21 protein-coding genes are annotated in these 22,340 nt (G+C 36.0%); 19 read left to right on the top strand and 2 right to left on the bottom strand.

Annotation, left to right across the window (positions count from 1 at the left end; genetic code table 11):
* Nucleotides 1-25: 25 nt before the first annotated feature.
* On the top strand, nt 26-1,294 hold the full coding sequence (locus tag EPI11_RS16895; protein WP_128391169.1) for a MutS-related protein: 1,269 nt from the start codon (nt 26-28) through the stop codon (nt 1,292-1,294).
* A gap of 9 nt (nt 1,295-1,303) precedes the next feature.
* Here the strand turns inward: EPI11_RS16895 and EPI11_RS16890 are convergent, their stop codons facing one another.
* Nucleotides 1,304-1,906: a trimeric intracellular cation channel family protein gene (locus EPI11_RS16890; RefSeq protein WP_128391168.1), complete on the bottom strand. Its 603-nt coding sequence runs from the start codon at nt 1,904-1,906 to the stop codon at nt 1,304-1,306.
* Nucleotides 1,906-2,649, bottom strand: a complete 744-nt coding sequence (locus EPI11_RS16885) for an RDD family protein (protein ID WP_128391167.1) — start codon at nt 2,647-2,649, stop codon at nt 1,906-1,908. The genes EPI11_RS16890 and EPI11_RS16885 overlap by 1 nt, the downstream gene beginning before the upstream one ends.
* A 20-nt stretch (nt 2,650-2,669) precedes the next feature.
* Between EPI11_RS16885 and EPI11_RS16880 the strand changes: the two genes are divergently transcribed.
* The 18 genes from EPI11_RS16880 to EPI11_RS16795 all read left to right on the top strand — a co-directional run bounded on the left by EPI11_RS16880 (nt 2,670) and on the right by EPI11_RS16795 (nt 22,248).
* Nucleotides 2,670-3,650 (top strand): stage II sporulation protein M, encoded by a 981-nt coding sequence (locus EPI11_RS16880; protein WP_128391166.1) that lies wholly within the window; start codon nt 2,670-2,672, stop codon nt 3,648-3,650.
* Nucleotides 3,634-4,575, top strand: coding sequence for a hypothetical protein (locus EPI11_RS16875; protein ID WP_128391165.1), 942 nt, complete (start codon nt 3,634-3,636; stop codon nt 4,573-4,575). The genes EPI11_RS16880 and EPI11_RS16875 overlap by 17 nt, the downstream gene beginning before the upstream one ends.
* On the top strand, nt 4,568-5,359 hold the full coding sequence (locus EPI11_RS16870) for a DUF4129 domain-containing protein (protein WP_128391164.1): 792 nt from the start codon (nt 4,568-4,570) through the stop codon (nt 5,357-5,359). The genes EPI11_RS16875 and EPI11_RS16870 overlap by 8 nt, the downstream gene beginning before the upstream one ends.
* A gap of 1 nt (nt 5,360) precedes the next feature.
* A complete protein-coding gene (locus EPI11_RS16865) occupies nt 5,361-6,551 on the top strand; it encodes a DUF4350 domain-containing protein (protein WP_128391163.1) in 1,191 nt (396 codons plus the stop codon).
* On the top strand, nt 6,548-7,645 hold the full coding sequence (locus EPI11_RS16860) for an AAA family ATPase (protein WP_128391162.1): 1,098 nt from the start codon (nt 6,548-6,550) through the stop codon (nt 7,643-7,645). The genes EPI11_RS16865 and EPI11_RS16860 overlap by 4 nt, the downstream gene beginning before the upstream one ends.
* The gene (locus EPI11_RS16855) at nt 7,645-8,976 is read left to right on the top strand and encodes a DUF58 domain-containing protein (protein ID WP_128391161.1); all 1,332 of its coding nucleotides are present in this window, start codon (nt 7,645-7,647) and stop codon (nt 8,974-8,976) included. Before EPI11_RS16860 ends, EPI11_RS16855 begins: the two co-directional genes overlap by 1 nt.
* A gap of 35 nt (nt 8,977-9,011) precedes the next feature.
* A complete protein-coding gene (locus EPI11_RS16850; RefSeq protein ID WP_128391160.1) occupies nt 9,012-9,914 on the top strand; it encodes a hypothetical protein in 903 nt (300 codons plus the stop codon).
* Between the two features lie 58 nt (nt 9,915-9,972).
* Nucleotides 9,973-10,761 carry a TrmH family RNA methyltransferase gene (locus EPI11_RS16845; RefSeq protein ID WP_128391159.1) on the top strand — a complete coding sequence of 263 codons (789 nt, stop codon included), beginning with the start codon at nt 9,973-9,975 and terminating at the stop codon, nt 10,759-10,761.
* A gap of 13 nt (nt 10,762-10,774) precedes the next feature.
* Complete coding sequence (locus EPI11_RS16840) at nt 10,775-11,287, top strand: hypothetical protein (protein ID WP_128391158.1); 513 nt, start codon at nt 10,775-10,777, stop codon at nt 11,285-11,287.
* A complete protein-coding gene (locus tag EPI11_RS16835; RefSeq protein ID WP_128391157.1) occupies nt 11,288-11,836 on the top strand; it encodes a cupin domain-containing protein in 549 nt (182 codons plus the stop codon).
* Between the two features lie 156 nt (nt 11,837-11,992).
* On the top strand, nt 11,993-14,215 hold the full coding sequence (locus tag EPI11_RS16830) for a RelA/SpoT family protein (RefSeq protein ID WP_128391202.1): 2,223 nt from the start codon (nt 11,993-11,995) through the stop codon (nt 14,213-14,215).
* A 59-nt stretch (nt 14,216-14,274) separates the two neighbouring features.
* Nucleotides 14,275-14,757 (top strand): Fur family transcriptional regulator, encoded by a 483-nt coding sequence (locus tag EPI11_RS16825; protein WP_128391156.1) that lies wholly within the window; start codon nt 14,275-14,277, stop codon nt 14,755-14,757.
* A gap of 111 nt (nt 14,758-14,868) precedes the next feature.
* Complete coding sequence (locus tag EPI11_RS16820; protein ID WP_128391155.1) at nt 14,869-16,140, top strand: adenylosuccinate synthase; 1,272 nt, start codon at nt 14,869-14,871, stop codon at nt 16,138-16,140.
* Between the two features lie 88 nt (nt 16,141-16,228).
* Entirely contained in the window at nt 16,229-16,519 is a 291-nt protein-coding gene (locus EPI11_RS16815) for a hypothetical protein (protein WP_128391154.1), read from the top strand.
* 135 nt (nt 16,520-16,654) lie between these two features.
* The gene (locus EPI11_RS16810) at nt 16,655-18,310 is read left to right on the top strand and encodes an OstA-like protein (RefSeq protein WP_128391153.1); all 1,656 of its coding nucleotides are present in this window, start codon (nt 16,655-16,657) and stop codon (nt 18,308-18,310) included.
* 51 nt (nt 18,311-18,361) lie between these two features.
* A complete protein-coding gene (locus EPI11_RS16805) occupies nt 18,362-19,549 on the top strand; it encodes an aspartate aminotransferase family protein (RefSeq protein ID WP_128391152.1) in 1,188 nt (395 codons plus the stop codon).
* 112 nt (nt 19,550-19,661) lie between these two features.
* Complete coding sequence (locus tag EPI11_RS16800; RefSeq protein ID WP_128391151.1) at nt 19,662-21,062, top strand: tetratricopeptide repeat protein; 1,401 nt, start codon at nt 19,662-19,664, stop codon at nt 21,060-21,062.
* A gap of 448 nt (nt 21,063-21,510) precedes the next feature.
* Nucleotides 21,511-22,248, top strand: a complete 738-nt coding sequence (locus EPI11_RS16795; RefSeq protein ID WP_128391150.1) for a shikimate dehydrogenase family protein — start codon at nt 21,511-21,513, stop codon at nt 22,246-22,248.
* Nucleotides 22,249-22,340 lie beyond the last annotated feature (92 nt).

The following is a 22,340-nucleotide window of genomic DNA, read 5'->3' as shown; positions in this document are numbered from 1 at the left end:
AACAACAAGTATAAGTCTCTTCTAAATGAATATAAAAGACCTAAACATCAATAATGATATTGTAAACCTTTTTGATTATACCTTAAATGATGATGCTAAGATCTCATTAAAGAAACTACTGGCTACTCCTCTATCATCAAAAGAAGCCATCATTGAAAGGCAGAATATCTTAAAGGGCTTTCTTGTAAACCTAAAGGTTTTTCATAATTATTCGTACTCAAAAATTGACTTTAGGGAAGTAAACTATTTTTTAGAGACTTTTGATAAAGATACCTACCTTCCAAAAGGGATAAAATTAAAACTCAGGCTTTATAAAAGTAAGCACTATGAATACCAAAGCAAGTGTGTACAACTAATAATGCTATACCACAGGCTTCATAACTATATTAAAAACCTGCCTACAGCTGCTTTTCCAAAAAAATATAAGTCAGAAATAATCTGTATTGACGAGTATTTTAGCAGTTTTAGACCCGATTACTATCAGGGTTTAATTCGTGAAAACAAGTTTAAAATAAAACACATTCTTGAGATCATTAGCATCATAGCTTCTAAAAAAAAGAAACTGAAAATTCAGGAATTCCATACTATTTTCCCTTTGTTTGAAGCTTATTTATCTGCGGCTATAGGTATATACACACAGCATTTTTCTTTCCCGAATATAGGTGATAAAGGTATAGAACTGGATAATTTTTATCATCCCTTGTTAAAAGCTCCTGTTAGAAATTCATTGGTAACAGAAAGCAATGTAATATTGCTTACAGGCCCTAATATGTCGGGGAAATCGACACTATTAAAAGCCATCGGTATATGCACTTATTTAGCCAATATTGGCTTTGCTATACCAGCCAATAAAGGAAGTATTCCCTTTTACTCTAACATAGATGTTTTTATTAACCTTAATGACGATCTGCAAAGTGGTTACAGTCACTTTATGACTGAAATTATAAACCTCAAAAAAGTAGTGATCGAAGCAAGGACTTCAAAAAAATGCTTTGCCATTTTCGATGAGCTTTTTAGAGGAACTAATATTGACGATGCGTTGGAAATTACCAGAACAACGCTTAAAGGAATGCTCAATTTTACTGATTCGTTATTTTTTGTATCCAGTCACCTGCATCAGCTCATTACTATGGATGAAATACAATCGGATAAAATTTCATGTTATTATTTAGATTGTGACCTACAAGATGATACTCCTACTTTTACGTATCAGCTTAAACAAGGATCTAGCGATATAAAAATAGGACGCATACTTTTTGAAAAAGAAAAAATGAACGAGTATTTGAGTATGTAATTATTAAAATTAATCTCTTCCTAATGATGGTAAAGACCATTTATAATGAACTACAAGTAATCGTATCACGATGATAACCCCGGATGTTGTAAGATATAAAACATCTTCATTTACATTCCAGCTTCGCAGTAAAAAGAAAACACACCCGCCTACAATACATATAGTGGCATAAATTTCTTTCCTAAAAATAACAGGGATCTCATTACATAGTATATCCCGTATTACTCCGCCAAAACAAGCGGTCATAGTACCTAATGCGACACAGATCATAGGGTGCAGACCAATAGCAATACCTCTTTCCAAACCAATAAGAGTAAAAACTCCAAGTCCAATAGTATCGAACAGAAATAGAGAAACCCTGAACTTATCCAGTTTTTTTCTAAAGATTATTGCCACAAAAAAACCTAATGTAATTATATAAGCATAGTTAAGATCCAGCATCCATCCAATAGGTGTGCGACCAATAAGCATATCACGAAGGGTTCCACCTCCTACAGCTGTTACAAAAGCGATGACAAACACACCAAAAGGGTCCATTCGCTTTTTCATTGCCGTTAATACTCCGGAGATGGCAAACGCCATGGTTCCTAATAAATCAAGAAGGTAAAACATTACATTTTTTGGGTATAATAGTTATAATCATGCAGTATGGTATCTATAAAAGCTGTAGCATTTGCCGATGTAGATTTTATTCCTGTAACTGTCTCAACCTTAACCTTAAGTTTATTGATCATTTCAAAATCAGCCGTTTTAACACTAGCCTCATACGTTTCTTTAATAATTCGAATATCATTATCTGTTAGCTTAATAACCAGAGGATATATCGGAATATAGTCATTACTAATCTCTTTAAGTATAGTGTGGTTAATTGTAATATCGTTCTTGAGTGTTATTACTGCCGTACCTGCAACCATATCTCCTAACCGCTGGGTTTTACTGTTTACCAACATAGTGACTAAACCTATTGCATTAAAACTTAAAACAATATCTACCAGCCTTAAAAGCCATCTCATCAGGTAGTCGCCAAAACCTGCCTGGTAACCGTCGATCTTAATCACTTTGATCTTCATAATTCGTTTACCTATGGTCTGCCCTTCAAAAAGGCTCTCCTGCACAAGCGTATAAAGAATAATGGGTAAGTAAAATAACAGATAAATGGTCATTTGCTCCCACATATCAAGCTTATTTACAAATTTTTCTACTCCCATCAGATTAAAAACCAGATAAGCTATTGCAATAAAATAAGCAATCTTAACCACGTAATCAAGCAAGTGAGCCAATATGCGTTCACCTACGGATGCCGTATTAAAATTTATATTCACATTTTGGGTTGTAGTAATAGAAAGTTCTGACATATTTTATATTTTAGCTGTGTATGAGAGAAGTTGCGTTTATAAAACAAAATAAAGAAAAATGGCTCGAATTTGAGCAGGCTATTTTTGGTAAAGCTAAAAAAAATCCTGATGAACTGGCCAGCCTGTACATTCATTTAGTTAATGACCTCTCCTATTCACAAACTTATTACCCAAAAAGCAAGACTGTTGTTTACCTAAACCACCTTGCATCACTAACTTATCAAAAAATATATAAGACAAAACGCGAAGAGAGCAACAGATTGGTTTATTTTTTTAAAACCGAAGTTCCGTTGATAATCTATGAAAACAGGCGTTATGTTTTGTATGCTTTCCTGTTGTTTTTTGTATTCACAGCCATTGGTGTGATTTCTGCCGCTAATGATGGAGCCTTCGTTCGCCTTATACTGGGTGATGAATATGTAAATATGACGCTTGAAAATATAGAAAAGGGAAATCCGGTAGCAGTGTATAAAAGCGGAAGTAACTGGGGCAGCGCAGTAGGTATTACTGCAAATAACCTTTATGTGGGTATTCGCTGCTTCGTTTATGGAATTTTTGCAGGTATCGGAACGCTCATGATGTTGCTATTCAACTGCATAATGCTGGGTGCTTTTCAATACTTTTTTTATGAGCAGGGTGTCTTTTGGGAAAGTGTAAGGGGCATATGGATACACGGAGCCATGGAAATTTTTGCTATTGTGATAGAAGCAGCTGCAGGATTTATATTGGGCGCCAGCATTCTCTTTCCTAAAACATATTCAAGACTCGCATCATTTAAGATAGGCTTTAAAAATGGCCTCAAAATACTGCTAAGCACCATGCCTTTTACATTTGCTGCAGGTATGCTGGAAGGTTTTGTAACCCGTTACTCGCCAGATATGCCAAGGGTTTTAAATGTCTTTATCATACTATTCACTTTATCGGTTATTTCTTTTTATTTCCTGATCTATCCGTTTTTGGTACATAAAAAATTAAATAAAAATCATGTTTCCACTTTATAAAAACAGAAATTTCAGTGCCATTATAAACGATACTTTTTCGCTTTTCAGGCAATATGGAAAAAATTATTTTAAAAACTACCTTCTCTTAAACGGTGGAATGCTTCTTATACTCATTGTACTTTGTTTTATAGTAGGAAAAGTGTTTTTTGAGAATATATTTTCAGGAATGACTTCTGAAAGCTCACAGCAAATGATCAGTGAATATTTTGACAACAATGTAGGTTTCTTTATGATTACCGGCATTATTATGGGAATTATAGTGTTACTGATGACTATGATAAATTACAGCTATCCTGTAATTTATCTGGCTCTTTCTGAAAAAAATGAAAAACCGGATGCAAAACAGATATTAGCCGTTTTAAAGACAAAATTCGGAAGGATCTTACTTTTTGGGCTTATGTCTCTCATTACTTTTATTCCGATCGCCATAGCAATAGGTTTATTTAGTATACTGCTCATTGTAATTGTTATAGGGATACCGGGAGCGATTATACTTTTTGCAGCGTTTACCTGCTGGGTATATCTTACCTTTTTTGATTACCTAAATTCCAACAACAGTTATTTTACATCAATGAGTAATGGTTGGAAAATGCTGTTTAGCAACTTTTGGGTCCATGCCGGGAGTACTATGATTTTCTATCTTATCATATATGCTGTTCAGGGAATACTGGCCGTTATACCTTACATAATAGGTATTGTGGCAATGATCGCTACTGCAGAAAATGATTCATCCGAAAAAGCAGAAACCTTTTCTACAATAAGTATATTAATGCTGATTGTATTTGTGCTCTATATTATTCTGGCTTATCTTTTAAGTAATGTAGTAATGGTAGGACACGGAATGGTCTATTACAGTTGTAAAGAACAATCAGAGAACAAGTCCCTGCACAATGAAATAGATTTAATAGGAAGTGACATTGAATAAACTTATTATATATCCGCTGCTATTTGCCAGCCTGCATATTAACCTTTCTGCACAGACCGTGGAAGAGGATACTATTGTGGTATCTGAAACTTTTATTGAAGCAGGAGATTCTCTTGTTTCTGATGAGAACAAATCCTCTCCTGATGTAAACATTCCTCTTGTTTATAAAGACCGGAAATTTACAAAAGGCTTTAAAGATAAATATACCGACAGTGATTTTACTTATGAAACCAAAACAAAAGCAAAGTCGCAATGGGAACGCTTTTTAGAATGGCTGGGCAAACTAATAGATGATATTTTTAGTGTTGGTGATAAAACAACGGGAACTTCGGCTTTTACCATTTTTATAAGAATCATGGCTGGCCTGATCATTGGTTTTGCCATATACATGATCGTACGTGCACTGCTTAATAAAGAAGGCATGTGGATATTTGGCCGTTCACGCAAAAACATCAGCGTGCAGGATATCAATGAAGAAAATATCCATCAGATGGACTTTAGCCAGCTTACAGAAAACACTAAAAGAGCCGGAGACTACAAACTTGCTGTGCGTTATTACTACCTGTGGCTGCTTAAGAAACTTTCAGCAAATGAAATTATAGACTGGCATTGGGACAAAACCAATAGCGATTATCTCTATGAAATAAAAAACAGTACCCTGAAAAAAGATTTTGAATACCTTTCTTATCTCTATGACTATAGCTGGTATGGCGATTTTCCGCTTGATGAAGCCGCATTTCTTAAGGCAGAAAAGGCATTTAAAAAAACCTTAAATACGCTATAAAATGAATAAGAAACTAACCATTTATATCGTACTTCTCGTCGCTGTAATAGGAATTTTAATCTTTATAGATTCCTCAAGGCCTAAGCCTATAAACTGGACACCCACCTATGCTGTAAAAGATAAGATCCCATTAGGTCTTTATGTATTTGACAAAGAAGCACCTAAACTATTTAAAGGACAGAAAATTGAAAAACTAAGGGAAACACCCTACGAGTATTTTAATGATCTATATGATTATGATGCTAAGAAATATACCGAGAATGGAACTTTTATAAACATCAGTGAACAAAACAGCATTGACAATGAATCTGCAAAAGAACTTATCTATTTTGTAGATCATGGTAATACTGTATTTTTAAGCGCGAAAGATTTTCCGCGCAGTCTTCTTGACACCCTTAACTTAAAAGTAGATGGCGGGTATTCTTTTAAAGATTCGATAGCGTTGTCACTTAGCAGAAAAAATAATCAGAAATATTCTTTTAACGAAGGCGTAGGTTTTACATACTTTGACTCAATAGATACAAAAAATGTACAAATACTGGGTTACCAGGAATTTTCAAAAGACAAGAAACCTAATTTTATAAAAGTTCCTTTTGGGAATGGTAACTTTTTACTGCATACCCAGCCTGCTGCGTTTAGTAACTTTCATTTGCTTAAAGGAAACCATTATCAGTATGCGGAAAATATATTATCTTATATTCCTGAAGGAACAATCTATTGGTATTCCAAGCAATTTGCTTACGATGAAGAAGTATCCGGCAACCCATTACGTTACATTTTAAGCCAGCCTGCTTTAAAATGGACCATGTGGTTAGCAATTATTGCTTTCTTTATATTCCTTTTATTCAATGCCAAAAGAAAACAACGTATTATTCCTGAGATCATTCCGCTTAAAAACACCACAGTAGATTTTGCCAAGACAATCGGCAACCTTTATTACCAGGAAGGCAACCACCATACAATTATAGAGAAAAAAATAATCTATTTCCTTGAGCATATAAGGAATGAATACCACATTGACACCTATTCACTAGATGATGTTTTTATAGAAAAACTGCATTTAAAAACAGGTAAATCAATAGTGGATATTGAAAAAACAGTAAGTTTGATAAAAAAACACAGACATCAGTTTGAAAGCACGGAAGCTGATGTGATCGCGATTAATAAAGCAATTGAAAATTTAAGATTATGACAGAATCATTTGAAAACGGCAATACAGAGAACATTAATCCCGAAGGAATAATTCCAGAAACAAATACCGGAGAAATTACTCTTGAAAAAAACACAGCTGAAACTATCGTTTCTGAAAGTGAAAATATAAATTTTGAATCAAGATTGAACCTTACTGAACTTCAGCAAAGCATTACTGCTATAAAGGAAGAAATCAATTCGGTTATTGTTGGACAGCATAAAATGATCGATCAGTTACTGGTTGCCATACTTTCTAACGGACACGTTTTACTTGAAGGTGTTCCCGGAGTAGCAAAAACGATAACAGCAAAACTGTTGTCTAAAACTTTATCACTTCATTTTAGCAGGATTCAATTTACACCCGACCTGATGCCTTCGGACATTTTAGGAACATCGGTATTCGATCTTTCAAAATCGGCTTTTACCTTTAAAAAAGGACCTATATTCTCGAATTTTGTTCTGATTGATGAAATCAACAGAGCCCCTGCGAAAACACAGGCCGCACTTTTTGAAGTAATGGAAGAGCGCCAGATCACTGTAGAAGGAACTACTTACGAAATGGAAGCTCCGTTTTTAGTTATTGCGACTCAAAACCCTATTGAGCAGGAAGGTACCTACCGCCTGCCGGAAGCACAGCTTGACCGTTTTCTATTTAAAGTAGTTATTGACTATCCTAATCTGGATGAAGAAATAGCAATACTTCAAAGAGAGAACGCATTGCAGGACAGAGCAAAACTGGACAAGATAAAAAAAGTACTTTCTCAGGCAGACATTATTAAATATCAGGCTCTTGTTAAGCAAATTGTTATTGAGCCCCAGCTTATAGAGTACATAGCTAAAATTGTAACCAGTACCCGTGATAATGCTTTCTTATACTTAGGAGCTTCACCGCGTGCCTCTATTGCAATATTAAATGCTGCTAAAGGCTATGCTGCTTTAAGAGGCAGGGATTTTGTATCACCTGAAGACATTAAAGAATCGGCAATACCAGTATTACAGCACCGTGTTATGGTGGCTCCGGAACGTGAAATGGAAGGCCTTACCAGTGAGCAGATCATCAAACAAATAATTGATACCGTAGAAATTCCGCGTTAATGAAGTGGTTTAAACGTATATACCTAAACAATTTCTTTTTCTATGTATTCATGGGTATTTTGCTGTGCTTTATACTGGCCCAATTTTTTCCGGCACTGTATAATGCTACCTGGCTGCTACTGTATGTTTTTATAGGTTTTACTGTTATTGATTTTATACTTCTTTTTGTATCCAATCAAAAATTTATTGCTTCACGTAACACTCCCGAAAAATTATCTAATGGCGATGAAAACCCTATCATTATAAAAGTAGAAAGCGGTTATTCTTTTGCTGTCAATCTTAAAATAATTGACGAGATCCCATTTCAGTTTCAGGTACGGAATTTTGAAGTAAAAAGAAAAGTACCAACTGGTGGAACCGATAGTTTTGAATATTCTCTTCGTCCTGTTGAACGTGGTGAGTATTACTTTGGAAATCTAAACATTTATGTTTCCTCTCCACTGCATCTTGTAAACCGCAGGTTTGTTTTTGACAACGGACAGATGGTACCTACCTACCCTTCTTATATCCAGCTTCGCAAATATGACCTGATGGCTTTTTCAAACAGACTGTTCCAGTATGGGCTAAAAAAGATTCGCCGTATAGGGCATACCATGGAATTTGAACAGATTAAGGAATATGTTGCCGGAGACGATATCCGTACTATAAACTGGAAAGCTACTGCTAAGAAGAACCAATTAATGGTAAACCAGTTTCAGGACGAAAAATCTCAGAATGTATACATGGCAATTGATAAAGGGCGGGTTATGAAAATGCCTTTTAACGGGTTAAGCCTGCTTGATTATGCTATTAATGCTACTCTGGTACTCTCTAACGTTATACTTAAAAAACAGGATAAAGCGGGTATGTTTGCTTTTTCTAAAAAAGTAGAAAACCGTGTAGCTTCTGAAAAGCGTTCTTCGCAAATGCAGCGCATACTGGAAAACCTTTATAATATTAAAACCGACTTTTTTGAAAGTGATTACGGGAGGCTTTATGCGGATATTAAAAAAAATATCACGCAGCGAAGCTTAATAGTACTTTATACTAATTTTGAAACACTGGACGGGCTTAAACGCCAGCTGCCTTATCTTAAAGGAATAGCAAAGAGCCATTTGCTGGTTGTTGTTTTCTTTGAAAACATAGAACTGGAAGAGATGATACACAAACGTGCCGGTAATATTCAGGAGATATATGACCAGGTAATTGCCGAAAAATTTGCTTTCGAAAAAAGACTTATTGTAAATGAGCTGAGAAAATACGGAATTTACTCAGTACTTACAAAACCGGAAAATCTTACTATAGATAGTATTAATAAATACCTTGAAATTAAAGCACGAGGTATTTTATAATCCTTTAGCCTTCTATAGAAACACCTCTAGTTATTATGAAAACAAGCTATGCATTACTCGCAATGTGCTTACTTATTTTAGTTTCCTGCAAAGAAGAAACTACCACGGTTAAATCTCTTCAGGGAAAAAATGATATTGATAGCAGTGCTACTGATATTGTTTCGAAATCTAAAAAAAGCGCCGAAGAGCTTAAAGTACTACTATCACTGTTTACAGAGAAAAAACATAAAATACAGGAAAAATTAAAGTCTTTATCCCCTGAACAAGCAAACAAGTTGTACGAATCCTATCTGGCTGAAAACACAGAGGAAGTGATGAAAGTTCAAAATCACGAAGGACATTTGCTTGAAACGAATAATTATTTCAGCTATTTCTATAATGATAAAGGAGAAAGCATTACTCCTCCTGACTCTATTGCTGTAAAAAAAGACTTGTTGAATAAGGCAGGATTAGAATTTTGGGAAATTGGCGAAGGCTATACCGATATTCGTACTCAAGCTGATTTTTATCTTTTGATCTTCGAAAATTATGTTACAAACGATTATCGTGATTTTTTAAGGATCAATGCCGAAGAAGACAAAGTACTTTATAGTGCTGATGGAGGCTTAGCAGTCTCGTTTAATGAAGTAGGTAAAAGAATCCTGAACTGGGAAAAATTCATACATAAATATCCTAATAGCACATTACTGGATAGGGCTACCGAAATGTATACCAGCTACCAGTTAAATTATCTTTTTGGAGAAGACAATACCCCTACAATGGAGTATCCTGACACTAAACTCTATCCTGAAAATATAGCCGAATTTAATAATTTCATATCTCAAAATCCGGATAGCTTTACTTCTAAACTTGTAAAAATAGTTCTTGAAACCACTAAAAATTATGATGCTCTTAAAGCAGAAATAATGGCAGAGCAGACAAAATATAACGGTAAATAGTTTGCAGTGCATAGTAACATTGTAAATTTGTATAATAATTACCAAAAAACATCGAGCATTGAAACAGATAACCAGCGCCCAAAACCCTTTTATAAAATCACTGGTACAGTTACAGGAAAAAGCAAAGGCAAGGCGCCTGAGCGGTACTTTTCTTATTGAGGGACAACGTGAAATACAACTGGCGAGAAAAGGTGGTTATGAGATAGAAACAATATTGTTTCTTCCGGATATGCTTACCGAAACAGAAGTGAAAAATTTGGCCGGAAGACAGATTGAAATCATAGAGATAAGCCGTGAAGTTTATCAAAAACTGGCTTACCGTGATACTACCGAAGGTGTAATTGCAATTGCTAAAAGCAAAAGCCTTGAATTAGCTGATTTACAACTGGGAGACAATCCTTTACTCTTAGTTGCCGAAGCTCCTGAAAAACCGGGGAATCTTGGTGCATTACTGCGCACTGCCGATGCAGCAAATCTTGATGCTGTAATTATCGCTAATCCAAAAAGTGATATGTACAACCCTAACATTGTGCGTTCCAGCGTAGGCTGTTTATTTACCAATAATATAGCAACCGGAACAACAGAAGAGGTTATAGCTTATCTTAAATCCAAAAATATTACCATTTACTGTGCTACTTTACAGGACTCAACTTCCTATCATACTCAGGATTACACTACACCAACAGCACTTGTTGTAGGTACTGAAGCTACAGGATTAACACAGGAATGGCGTGATGCTGCTACAAAAAATATTATTATCCCTATGCAGGGTGAGATCGATTCTATGAATGTATCTGTCGCTGCTGCTATATTGATCTTTGAAGCAAAAAGGCAGCGAGGATTTTAAAACTATTATCTTAATGAAATTTCTTTATTTACTATTATTAGTACCGGCTGCCCTATTTGCGCAAACCAGCGAATCTATAACCTGGGATGATGCGACCATAAATGATAAACTCTCCCTTACAATCAATAAAAGAGATTTTGAAAAGGTATACAAAAAAGCCGATAGTATTGTCACACCGGATTATGAGAACATTTGCGGAACTGATGAAAGCAGTAACTTTCAGTACTATTACTATAAAAACCTACAATATGAACTGGATAATGGAATCATGAATTTCAGGCAGATAACATTTAGTAAAAAAACAGGATTGTATTTTACCTATAAAGGGCAGCGGTTTGATGCATCAACACGATTAAGTGATCTTAAAGCACTTTTTCCTAACACTGTAAAAGAAACAGAAAGTGGGAAAAATGAACCTTATAAATACATCTTATTAGGCTCGTCTGACCAACTGGACGACAGCGAATGGCGTTTTACTTTTAAAAATGGTTACTTAAAATCTATAGAGTGCTTTTTCCCGTGCTAAATGAAGCAAATTAAAACATACTATAATCCTTTAAACGGTGAGTATACCAAAATACTGGAAACTTCTGCCGACACTAACGGTGAGTACTCGCTCTTAGAAGTCAGCCTTATGCCGGGTGGTGGGAATCCGGTGCATTACCATACCCGTTTTACCGAAGAGTTTTTTGCTGTAAACGGCAGGCTTGGCCTTAGGTATGAAAAAGACATAGTCTACCTTGAACCTGGAGAAAGCAGGTTGGTACCTATAGGAATTGAACACCGCTTTTTTAATGATGGTAATGAGCCTATTGTTTTCAGGATCATACTCCGTGACGGGCAGCCCGGTTTTGAAAATTTCATTAAAGTTCTCTTTGGACTGGTAAACGATGGTAAAACAACCAAAGGCATGGTGCCTTTACATCCCTTTCATGCAGCAATATTACTTAAATGGGGAGATACCCATATAAAAAACACTTTTTTTTACCTGCTGACTCCTTTTGCATCCTTAGCTTATAACATAGCTGTAAAGCTTGGCGCAGAAAAAAAACTACTCGAAAAATACTGTAAATAATCTCTTTATTGAAAGAGGATAAATTTAAAGTTTATGGCTAACTATCTAACAGTCTACCCTTCCGGTAAATTACCTATACAACCATAGAATAATACTATCATGGCACTTGCAATTGATAAAAATTATCATTAATTTTAAGGCTATTGATACATGACTATGATAGAAATTGATATAGAACAGGAAAATAAAGCTATTGCTAAAGAATATAAGGAATTACTCCGTATTAGTTACCAAACACTTTCTGAAGACGATAAAAAGCTAATTCGAAAAGCTTTTGACGTTGCAGTGGACGCACACAAAGACCAGCGAAGAAAATCGGGCGAAGCTTATATCTTCCACCCTATTGCTGTAGCTAAAATTGTAGCCTCAGAAATTGGACTTGGAGCAACATCTATTGCCTCTGCCCTACTGCATGATGTAGTTGAAGATACTGATATCACTGTGGCTGACATCGAAAAGATGTTTAATCCAAAAATTGCACAGATCGTGGAAGGCCTTACCAAAATTGCACAGGTAAAGACCGATCAGGAGATGTCGATGCAGGCAGAGAACTTTAGAAAGATGCTGCTTACGCTGAATGATGATGTAAGGGTTATTCTTATCAAGATCGCCGACAGGCTGCATAATATGCAGACTATGGAATCGATGGCCGATTACAAGCAGGCAAAAATTGCATCGGAAACATTGTATATTTATGCTCCTCTTGCACACCGTTTAGGTTTATACAACATTAAAAACGAACTGGAAGACCTTGGACTAAAATATACAGAGCCCGCAGTGTACAATGACATTGTGAGCAAAATGAAAGAGACCAAAGAAGAACAGGATGCTTACATAAAATCAATATCGGATGTTTTGAAAGCTTCTCTGGATGTTGAAGGAATTGACTATGTAATAAAAGGCCGTCCAAAATCGATTTACTCCATTCGCAGAAAGATGCTTGCTCAAGGGGTAACCTTTGACGAAGTGTACGATAAGTTTGCGCTGCGTATTATTTATAAATCGGACCAGCACGAAGAAAAATTTGTTGCCTGGAAAATATACTCTATAGTAACCGATCATTACCGTCCCAGTCCAAGCAGGCTTAGGGACTGGATATCGTCACCTAAATCTACAGGGTATGAAGCCCTTCACATTACTGTTATGGGACCGAAAGGCCGATGGGTAGAAATACAGGTGCGTAGTGAGCGTATGGATGAAGTTGCTGAAAAAGGCTATGCTGCCCATTACAAATACAAACAGGGTGCTAATACCGAAGAACATGGTCTTGAAACCTGGCTAAACCTGCTTAAAGAAGCACTCGAGAATTCATCCGCGAATGCGGTTGACTTTGTAGAGGACTTTAAACTGAATCTTTATGCTAAGGAAATTTATGTCTTTACTCCAAAAGGCGAAATAAAATCTCTGCCCAAAGGTGCTACTTCACTGGATTTTGCTTTCAGTATCCACTCAGAAATAGGTATTCACACGAGAGGAACGCGCGTAAACGGAAAATTAGTACCGCTTAACCATGTACTTAATAGTGGTGATCAGGTAGAGGTAATTACATCGCTCAACCAAAAACCAACTCCGCACTGGTTAGATTATGTTACTACATCGCGTGCTAAAAACAAAATCAAGAACGTACTTAATGAAAGTACCAAAAAAATAGCTGAAGACGGTAAAGAACTACTTACCCGTAAACTGCGCCATTTAAAAATCATACTTAATGAAAATACGGTTAACGAACTGGTAAATTATTTTAAGTTAAAAACCAGTCTTGACCTGTTTTATCGTGTGGGTGTAGGGACTATAGACAATCAGCAGCTTAAGGACTTCGCCGCCTTAAAGAGCAATACATTTATGAACTTCTTTAAGAATAAAATGAAGCGTACGCCTAGTGTGCCTCAGGAACAAATTCATAAAGAAGAGATAAGCCGTAACTATGACCTTTTGGTTTTTGGTAAAAATGAAGATAAACTGGATTATAAACTTTCCAGCTGCTGTAACCCTATACCGGGAGACGATGTCTTTGGATTCATTACCATTAATGAAGGGATCAAAGTACATAAAAAAGATTGCCCCAATGCCATTAGATTACAGTCTAATTATGCATATCGCATTATGCAGGCCAAGTGGATTGATTCTTCACAGGAAGAATTTAAGGCCACACTTAAAATTACGGGTATGGACATTTTAGGCCTTACTAACGAACTTACTAAGGTTATTTCGAACAATATGCACGTAAACATTCAAAGTATTTCCCTTAGTGGTAATGCGGGTATATTTAACGGACAGGTAACTGTAGTAGTACAAAACAACACTATTCTTAAAAAACTTATAGACAACATTAAAAAAATTGAGGGTATAGATAAAGTAACACGTATCTACAACAATTAAGTTTAATACTTTCACTTCACGAAAATTAGATTATCTTTGCCCTATCGATACAAAAACCAATGGAAAATAATAAAAACCAGGACATTGTAAAAAATGTTTTCACCAAATTCCTTGAACAGAAGGGACACAGGAAAACACCTGAACGCTATGCTATACTTCAGGAAATTTACAATGCTCAGGATCATTTTGACATAGAATCGCTGTACATAAAAATGAAGAACAAAAACTATCGTGTGAGCCGTGCAACGCTTTACAACACGATAGAGCTGCTATTGGAAAGTAATCTGGTAAGAAGACACCAGTTTGGACAGAACCAGTCGCATTATGAAAAATCTTATTTTGATAAGCAGCATGATCACATTATTATGACCGATACTGGAGAAGTTATAGAATTTTGTGACCCAAGAATACAAACTATCAAAAAAACGATAGAAGAAATATTTGGTATTGAAATTCATAACCATTCTTTATACCTTTACGGCCATAAAAAACAGCCTGCAGCCGATCAGCCCATCGCTGAACAGCCTGCTGCTGAAAATTAATATAAGGGATCGTTTTAAAGCAACGACAAACCAACCCTGAATAAGGATTGGTTTTTATTTTTAAAGATTACACGAAAAAACAATAATTTCAATATAATAAATAATAAAGGAATGACCGTAGATTTGCTGCTTGGATTACAGTGGGGCGACGAAGGCAAAGGAAAGATCGTTGACGTACTCACCTCTAAATATGATATTATTGCCCGTTTCCAGGGCGGACCTAACGCTGGTCACACACTGGAATTTGATGGTATTAAACACGTTCTAAGAACAATTCCTTCCGGAATTTTCCATGAAAAATCAGTAAACATCATTGGTAATGGTGTAGTTATTGACCCTGTAGTTTTTGTAAAAGAGCTTGAAGGACTGGAAAAATTCAACATTGATATTGTATCACGTCTTTTTATATCTAGAAAAGCGCACCTTATCCTGCCAACTCACCGTTTATTAGACGCAGCTTCTGAGGCTTCTAAAGGTAAAGCGAAAATAGGCTCAACACTTAAAGGTATTGGCCCAACATATATGGACAAAACCGGCAGAAACGGTATCCGCGTAGGCGATATCGAACTTGTTGATTTTAAAGAGCGCTATCGTGCTCTCGCTGACAAGCACCAGTCAATGATCGATTTCTACAACGTAGATCTTGAATATGATCTTGCTGAACTTGAAACAGAATTTTTCACTGCAATAGAAGAATTGAAAAAATTAACTTTTATTGATAGCGAAGAATATCTTAACAAAGCAATGAAAGAAGGTAAAACGATCCTTGCCGAAGGCGCACAGGGTTCTTTACTTGATATCGATTTTGGTACATACCCGTTTGTAACATCATCTAACACTACTGCTGCAGGTGCATGTACAGGTCTTGGTATTGCTCCAAACAAAGTGAAAGATGTATTTGGTATCTTTAAAGCTTACACTACACGTGTGGGCAGCGGACCATTCCCTACTGAACTTTTTGATGAAGACGGTGCTACAATGGCACGCGTAGGTAACGAATTTGGATCTGTAACAGGCAGAGCAAGACGTTGCGGATGGTTAGATCTTGTAGCATTGAAATATGCTGTACAGGTAAACGGAGTTACTGCTCTTTACATGATGAAAGGTGACGTACTTTCTGGTTTTGATACCCTGAAAATATGTACTGCATACGAATACAAAGGAAAACAAACAGATTACCTTCCTTACAACATTGAACCGGAAAATGTAACTCCTGTTTTTGTTGAGAAAAAAGGATGGGCTGCAGACCTTACAGGAATGACAACTTACGATCAGCTTCCTGCTGAATTAAAAGAATACATTGAGTTTATTGAAAGAGAACTTGAAGTGCCTATCAAAGTAGTTTCGGTAGGTCCGGACAGGACTCAGACGATAATGAAATAATTTTTAAAAGGCCGTTCGAAAGAATGGCCTTTTTCATATATCTATCTGTGTTTATGCTACCATAATCCTAACAAATAATAAATAGTACATGAAATATTTAATAGTTGATGGTTATCTGGGTGGAACAGGAATTAGAGATAAATATAAAGCAGGATATTTAAACCCAAAAGACCTAAAATTAAGCGACGATATAGTAAATCAGATTATTATATGGTTATCAAAATACAAAGACGCACATCATAACGGATTTAACGACCTCAATATAGGTAATGAACTTGACCGGGAAGGAAATGAAATAGCTGTAAAAATTAAAAAAGAACTGGTTCATATTAAAATAGAATATTTCTCTGCAATGCGAATGACCAATGAAACTATATAGTTAAAATATTAAAATTGATCAAAAGAACAACCTTTTCATATAATTTTCAAACCCATTTTAACGTTTTAATCTTCGATAGATGAGTCCTGATTATTGTTATATAATTTGCGTAAATTTGTCCCAAATTTTTAGACCTTGAAAAAACTATTTTTCTTATTTATATCCTTCAGCTTCTTTTGGAGCCATTTCTCTATAGCCCAGGAAAAAAAGAAGATTATTTTAGAATATGCTGATTTTACAGATCATAACCAAACGGAAATTCCCGGCGCTGTTGTATTAATAGGCAATGTAAGGGTAAACCATGACGGAGCTATTATAACCTGCAATAAGGCTTATCAGTTTATTGATGAAAACTATATTAAGTTATTTGGTAATGTAAAAATTAACCAGGGAGACACCTTATTTATGGACAGCCGTTATGCAGAATATAATGGTGATAAGAAATTTGCCTATGCAACCGGTAACGTTAACATGCGTTCGCCGGAAATGAGCCTTGTGACCGATACTATTAATTTAGACCGAAATACTCAGCAGGCCTATTACAATTCTTATGGTACAATTGTGAGTGGTGAAAATACCTTAAAAAGCAAATCCGGACGCTTTTTTATTGCGCAGAAAAAATACCAGTTCCTTACCGCTGTTACACTTACGAATCCTAAATATGTAATGAAGACCAATCATTTGGACTATTACACCAATTCTGGGCATTCGTATGTTTTTGGACCAACAACCATTACAGGAAAAGACAGTTTTATCTATACCGAAAAAGGATTTTACGACACCAAGAAAAATTTAGCTCATTTACTAACTAAATCCTATATAAAACAGGACACCCAGATCATTAAGGGCGATAGTCTTTATTATGACCGGAACAAACAGTTTTCATCGGCAACACGGAATGTAAGCGTTACCGATACTGTAAACAAATTTAAGGTAATGGGGCATTATGCTGAAGTATATAAAATGAAGGATTCTTTATTTATAGAAAAAAGAGCTCTGGCTGTTACACAGGTAGAGAATGACTCTTTATACACCCATGCAAAACGTCTTGTGGTTACAGGAAAACCCGGCAGCAGGATTATGAGAGGTTATAACAATGCCCGATTTTATAAAACCGACATGAGTGGTAAATGTGACTCTATTCATTCGGATGAAGCAAGGGGGCTCACACAGCTAATAAAACGTCCGGTAGTATGGAATGGCGACAGCCAGCTTACCGGAGATGTAATTCATATTATATCTAATAGTAAAACAGAACAAATCGACTCCCTTAAGGTGCTCAGTAATGCTTTTATTATTCAGAAGGACACACTCGGAACCGGGTACAATCAGATAAAGGGTAAAAACCTCTATGGTAAATTCCGGGATAATAAACTCTACCAGGTAGACCTGATAGGTAATGCCGAGAAGATCTTTTACATGTATGATAAAGAGGTGTTATTTGGAATAGACAAAGGTGTAGGCAGCAGGATTCACCTTGAATTAAAAGACAACCAGATCACATCGGCTACTCTTTTTAAAAAGACCGAAAGCCAGATATACCCTGATGCGGAATTACCTCAGAATGTTAGAAAACTACGGGGCTTCATATGGCGGGGTGATGAAATAATAAAAACCAAAGATGATATATTTCCGCCTGAAGAGCAGGAAATACACGATAAAATAGTAAAAGATAGCGATAAGAATAAGGACAAAGTAGACACTCCTATGACGCCTTCGAAAGAAACGCTGAATTATGACAAAAACAATCCGAAGCCAAAACCTAAAAAAGCTCCGGTAAAAGCTGAGTAATATCAGCAATCAAACAGCCCCAATACGGCCACACGCATAAATTACATTACAATGATCAATGATTTTTTAAAGTACCAGGCACAAACTTCTCCTTACCCATTAGGAATGGAAGTTTCTCATGCTAAGGGTTCTTATATATACGACACAAACAACAAGTCTTACCTTGACTTTGTAGCCGGAGTTTCGGCAGCAAGCCTTGGTCACCAGCATCCAAGAGTAAACGGTGCCATAATAGACCAGTTGAATAAATATTCGCACGTTATGGTATATGGTGAGTATGCACAGCATCCGGCAACGGAACTATGTAAATTGCTTGCTATGAACATGCCTGCTCAATTAAACAAAACTTATCTTACCAATTCGGGTACAGAAGCTACAGAGGGTGCCTTAAAACTAGCACGAAGGGTTACAGGAAGAAGCCAGCTCATTTCGTGTTTTAGTGCTTATCATGGTAATACGATGGGGTCTATGAGTGTAATGGGACATGAAGAGCGTAAGCAAATCTTCCGACCGCTAATACCCGATGTCGATTTTATTACATTCAATAACGAAGAAGATCTTTTAAAGATAACGACAAAAACTGCCGGAATTATACTGGAAACCATTCAGGGCGGAGCCGGTTTTATACAGCCTCACAACGAATTTCTTAAAAAAGTGAGACAGCGTTGTGACGAAGTAGGAGCTGTAATGATACTGGATGAGATACAACCTGGATTTGGCCGTACAGGAAAACTATTTGGTTTTGAAAACTATAATGTAGTTCCTGACGTAGTTGTTATGGGTAAAGGTATGGGTGGCGGAATGCCGGTAGGTGCCTTTACTGCATCGGCTGAAATGATGGATTTATTAAGCCACGACCCAAAACTAGGCCATATAACCACTTTTGGCGGACACCCTGTTATCGCTGCTGCATGTTTAGCTACATTGCAGGAGCTGGTTGAGACTGACATAATGGCGCAGGCACTGAAAAAAGAAAAATTATTCAGAACACTTTTAGTGCACCCATTAATTAAAGAAGTACGCGGCATAGGCCTTATGCTTGCTGCTATGACTGAAAGAGCCGATATTACAGATAAAGTAATATTACGCTGCCAGGAAAAAGGACTTATTTTGTTCTGGCTGCTGTTTGAAGGCTGTGCTATAAGGATAACTCCTCCCCTAACAATCTCAGAAGATGAGATTAAAGAAGGATGTGGCATTATTATTGAAGTTATGAACGAGATCCTTGCTGAACAATAGGAAAATTAGCGTCAAAATTTGTTAATTAAATTGTTCAAAACAAATCTAAATTATTTCTTTCTAACCTTTACATTTCGTAACTTTAAGAAGGATAATTTTAAACATCAGGAATATGAATTTGAGCCAAGAAGAAGAAGATCACAGTTTATCCTTATCAAAGTTTGAATCGATGTTGAAAACCAACAAAGTTTTATTCTTTGACTCCGAAGAGTTTGAGGACATTATTCTTCATTATCTCGACACCGGAAAAATAAATTTAGCTAAAAAGGCCTTAAAACTCGGTCTGGAACAGCATCCCAGATCCACAGGCTTAAAATTAGTACAAGTTGAGCTTTTAGTTTTTGACGATAAGCTTGACCTAGCAGAACGATTATTGAATGACTTATATGCTATAGAGCCTACTAACGAAGAAATTTACATCCAGAAGGCTAATATTTACTCTAAGAGAGACCAGCACGAAAAAGCGGTTGAACTTTTAAAGATTGCTCTAAAATACACCGATGACTTTGCCGATGTTTATTCGCTTATAGGTATGGAATACCTGTTTATGGATAACTTAGAGCTGGCCAGGGATAATTTTATTAAATGCCTGGAAGAGGATACTGAAGATCACTCTGCACTATATAACGTAGTGTATTGTTTTGATTTCCTTGACCAAAACCTTGAGGCTGTAGAGTTTTTAAATACATTTATTGACAAGAATCCTTACAGTGAGGTGGCATGGCACCAGTTAGGAAGGCAGCATTATGCCATAAAAGATTATGAAGGTGCATTGCGTGCATTTGATTATGCTACTCTTATTGATGATAGTTTCCTGGGAGCATTCCTTGAAAAAGCGAAAACCCTTGAGAAATTAAAACGCTACGAAGAAGCTATCGAGTGTTACACAACAACAATGGAACTTGATGACCCTACTTCTTTTGCGTTATTGCGCGTGGGTAAATGCCATGAGCGTTTAAACAATTTTGAAGAGGCACTTAAGTTCTATCTAAAGACGGTTCATGAAGACCCGTTATTAGACAAAGCATGGATAGCTATTACCGACTTTTACATTCGTCGTAAAAACCACCAAAAAGCGCTGTATTATGTAAATAAAGCCATTGGTATTGACAACGAGAATAAATTGTACTGGAAACGTTATGCCATTATAAACAAAGCACTGAGCTTTCACGAAGAAGCTGAAGAAGGCTACCGAAAAGCTGTAGAGTTTGGTGATTACCAGTTAGACACCTGGTTGTTTTGGACCGATACACTTGTAGTTCTTGGCGAGTATGATACCGCCATTACTACATTGCTGCAGGCATCTGAATATTTTACTGATGAGTATGAAATCGAATACCGTTTATCGGGGCTATATTTCATGCAGCAGGAAACAGATAAAGCAGTATTTCACCTTAGCAACGGACTACGATTGGGCTTTAAACATCATACGCTGATTGAAGAATATTTCCCTGCTATATGGTACTCAGAAACCGTGCAGGATGCAATAGCAAAGCATAAGAAAAAGAAATAATACATTTTAATTTATTTTGAAAACCTGATTGGAACACAAACCTAATCAGGTTTTTTTTATTTTTTATAATTCAGGAAGTATGCTAAATATATAATATTACTGCTCAGCCACTTGTTTAGCAATACACATGAGCATGAAACAATATCTTTAAATGTTTCTGATAGGGATTAAGAATTTCCAGGAGGTAAAACTAATTTTCATAAATTGCTTTACGAAAATTTAAATCTCGGTTCTTTTAAAAAAACAATGAAATCTCTTCCCCTTTTTTATAATATTCATTATTATAAAAATGGCAGGGTTTCTGATATAAATAGAGCGAACTCAGAAAATAAAAAACATAAAAAAGACGTTACCATAGTAATTATGCAGAAGCCAAAATGGTCACCAACATTTGAACAAACCAGGTCTGTAAGTACAAAAATGTCTTTATCTTTAATTCCTTACTAATTTGAAACCAAAAGCATTCGGGCTCGTAGGCCACAATATAAGCTACTCTTTTTCTGCTGCCTATTTTAATAAAAAATTCAGAGAAGAAGGATTAGACGGTTACATGTACACCAATTTTGACATTGTAGATATACAACAGCTTCCTGTACTTATTGAAGATACAAAAAGGCTTAAAGGGCTTAATATTACTATTCCGTACAAAGAAACGGTTATTCCACTATTAGATAAGGTGTCTAAAACTGCTGCTATAATAGGAGCTGTTAACACCATTGCTATTACAAAGAAAGGGCTTAAAGGATATAATACAGATCATTATGGTTTTAAAAAAGCCCTGAAGCCTCTCCTGAAATCACATCATACAAAAGCATTAATACTGGGCACAGGAGGCGCATCTAAAGCTGTTGCCTATGCCCTGCGCAAAATGAACATTGAATATGATTTTGTTTCACGCACCAGCAATGAAACCATCTATGCATACAATTCACTTAATGAAGAAGTTTTCAATGAATACCAGATCATAATTAATACTACCCCACTAGGTACATTTCCCGATGTTGAAGAATGCCCACCTATAAACTATGATTTATTTACCAGTAAACACATCGCTTTTGATTTGGTTTACAATCCGGTAAAGACCGAGTTTTTAAAACGTGCTTCAGAAAAAGGTGCTGTTATAAAGAATGGTTATGAAATGCTAGTGCACCAGGCCGAGAAAGCATGGGAAATTTGGAATAGGTAATAAGTATTCAGTCAATCCTAAAATTATTATTTAAATTTAAAAAAATATAACTTAAACTTTAGAAATTCATGTTTTTCTTTGAATTTTAAACT

This window comes from Flavobacterium cerinum, from assembly GCF_004028155.1.
In the GTDB taxonomy this organism is placed as follows: Bacteria; Bacteroidota; Bacteroidia; order Flavobacteriales; family Flavobacteriaceae; genus Flavobacterium; species Flavobacterium cerinum.
This window is presented reverse-complemented; position numbering and strand designations above follow the sequence as displayed.

Bases quoted from the DNA above. Each gene is read 5' to 3' on its own strand.
- EPI11_RS16830 (WP_128391202.1), top strand. From the start codon at position 11,993: ATGATAGAAATTGATATAGAACAGGAAAATAAAGCTATTGCTAAAGAA.
- EPI11_RS16815 (WP_128391154.1), top strand. From the start codon at position 16,229: ATGAAATATTTAATAGTTGATGGTTATCTGGGTGGAACAGGAATTAGA.
- EPI11_RS16835 (WP_128391157.1), top strand. From the start codon at position 11,288: ATGAAGCAAATTAAAACATACTATAATCCTTTAAACGGTGAGTATACC.
- EPI11_RS16890 (WP_128391168.1), bottom strand. From the start codon at position 1,906: ATGTTTTACCTTCTTGATTTATTAGGAACCATGGCGTTTGCCATCTCC.
- EPI11_RS16855 (WP_128391161.1), top strand. From the start codon at position 7,645: ATGAAGTGGTTTAAACGTATATACCTAAACAATTTCTTTTTCTATGTA.
- EPI11_RS16885 (WP_128391167.1), bottom strand. From the start codon at position 2,649: ATGTCAGAACTTTCTATTACTACAACCCAAAATGTGAATATAAATTTT.
- EPI11_RS16800 (WP_128391151.1), top strand. From the start codon at position 19,662: ATGAATTTGAGCCAAGAAGAAGAAGATCACAGTTTATCCTTATCAAAG.
- EPI11_RS16875 (WP_128391165.1), top strand. From the start codon at position 3,634: ATGTTTCCACTTTATAAAAACAGAAATTTCAGTGCCATTATAAACGAT.
- EPI11_RS16825 (WP_128391156.1), top strand. From the start codon at position 14,275: ATGGAAAATAATAAAAACCAGGACATTGTAAAAAATGTTTTCACCAAA.
- EPI11_RS16820 (WP_128391155.1), top strand. From the start codon at position 14,869: ATGACCGTAGATTTGCTGCTTGGATTACAGTGGGGCGACGAAGGCAAA.
- EPI11_RS16840 (WP_128391158.1), top strand. From the start codon at position 10,775: ATGAAATTTCTTTATTTACTATTATTAGTACCGGCTGCCCTATTTGCG.
- EPI11_RS16880 (WP_128391166.1), top strand. From the start codon at position 2,670: ATGAGAGAAGTTGCGTTTATAAAACAAAATAAAGAAAAATGGCTCGAA.
- EPI11_RS16860 (WP_128391162.1), top strand. From the start codon at position 6,548: ATGACAGAATCATTTGAAAACGGCAATACAGAGAACATTAATCCCGAA.
- EPI11_RS16850 (WP_128391160.1), top strand. From the start codon at position 9,012: ATGAAAACAAGCTATGCATTACTCGCAATGTGCTTACTTATTTTAGTT.
- EPI11_RS16805 (WP_128391152.1), top strand. From the start codon at position 18,362: ATGATCAATGATTTTTTAAAGTACCAGGCACAAACTTCTCCTTACCCA.
- EPI11_RS16895 (WP_128391169.1), top strand. From the start codon at position 26: ATGAATATAAAAGACCTAAACATCAATAATGATATTGTAAACCTTTTT.
- EPI11_RS16865 (WP_128391163.1), top strand. From the start codon at position 5,361: ATGAATAAGAAACTAACCATTTATATCGTACTTCTCGTCGCTGTAATA.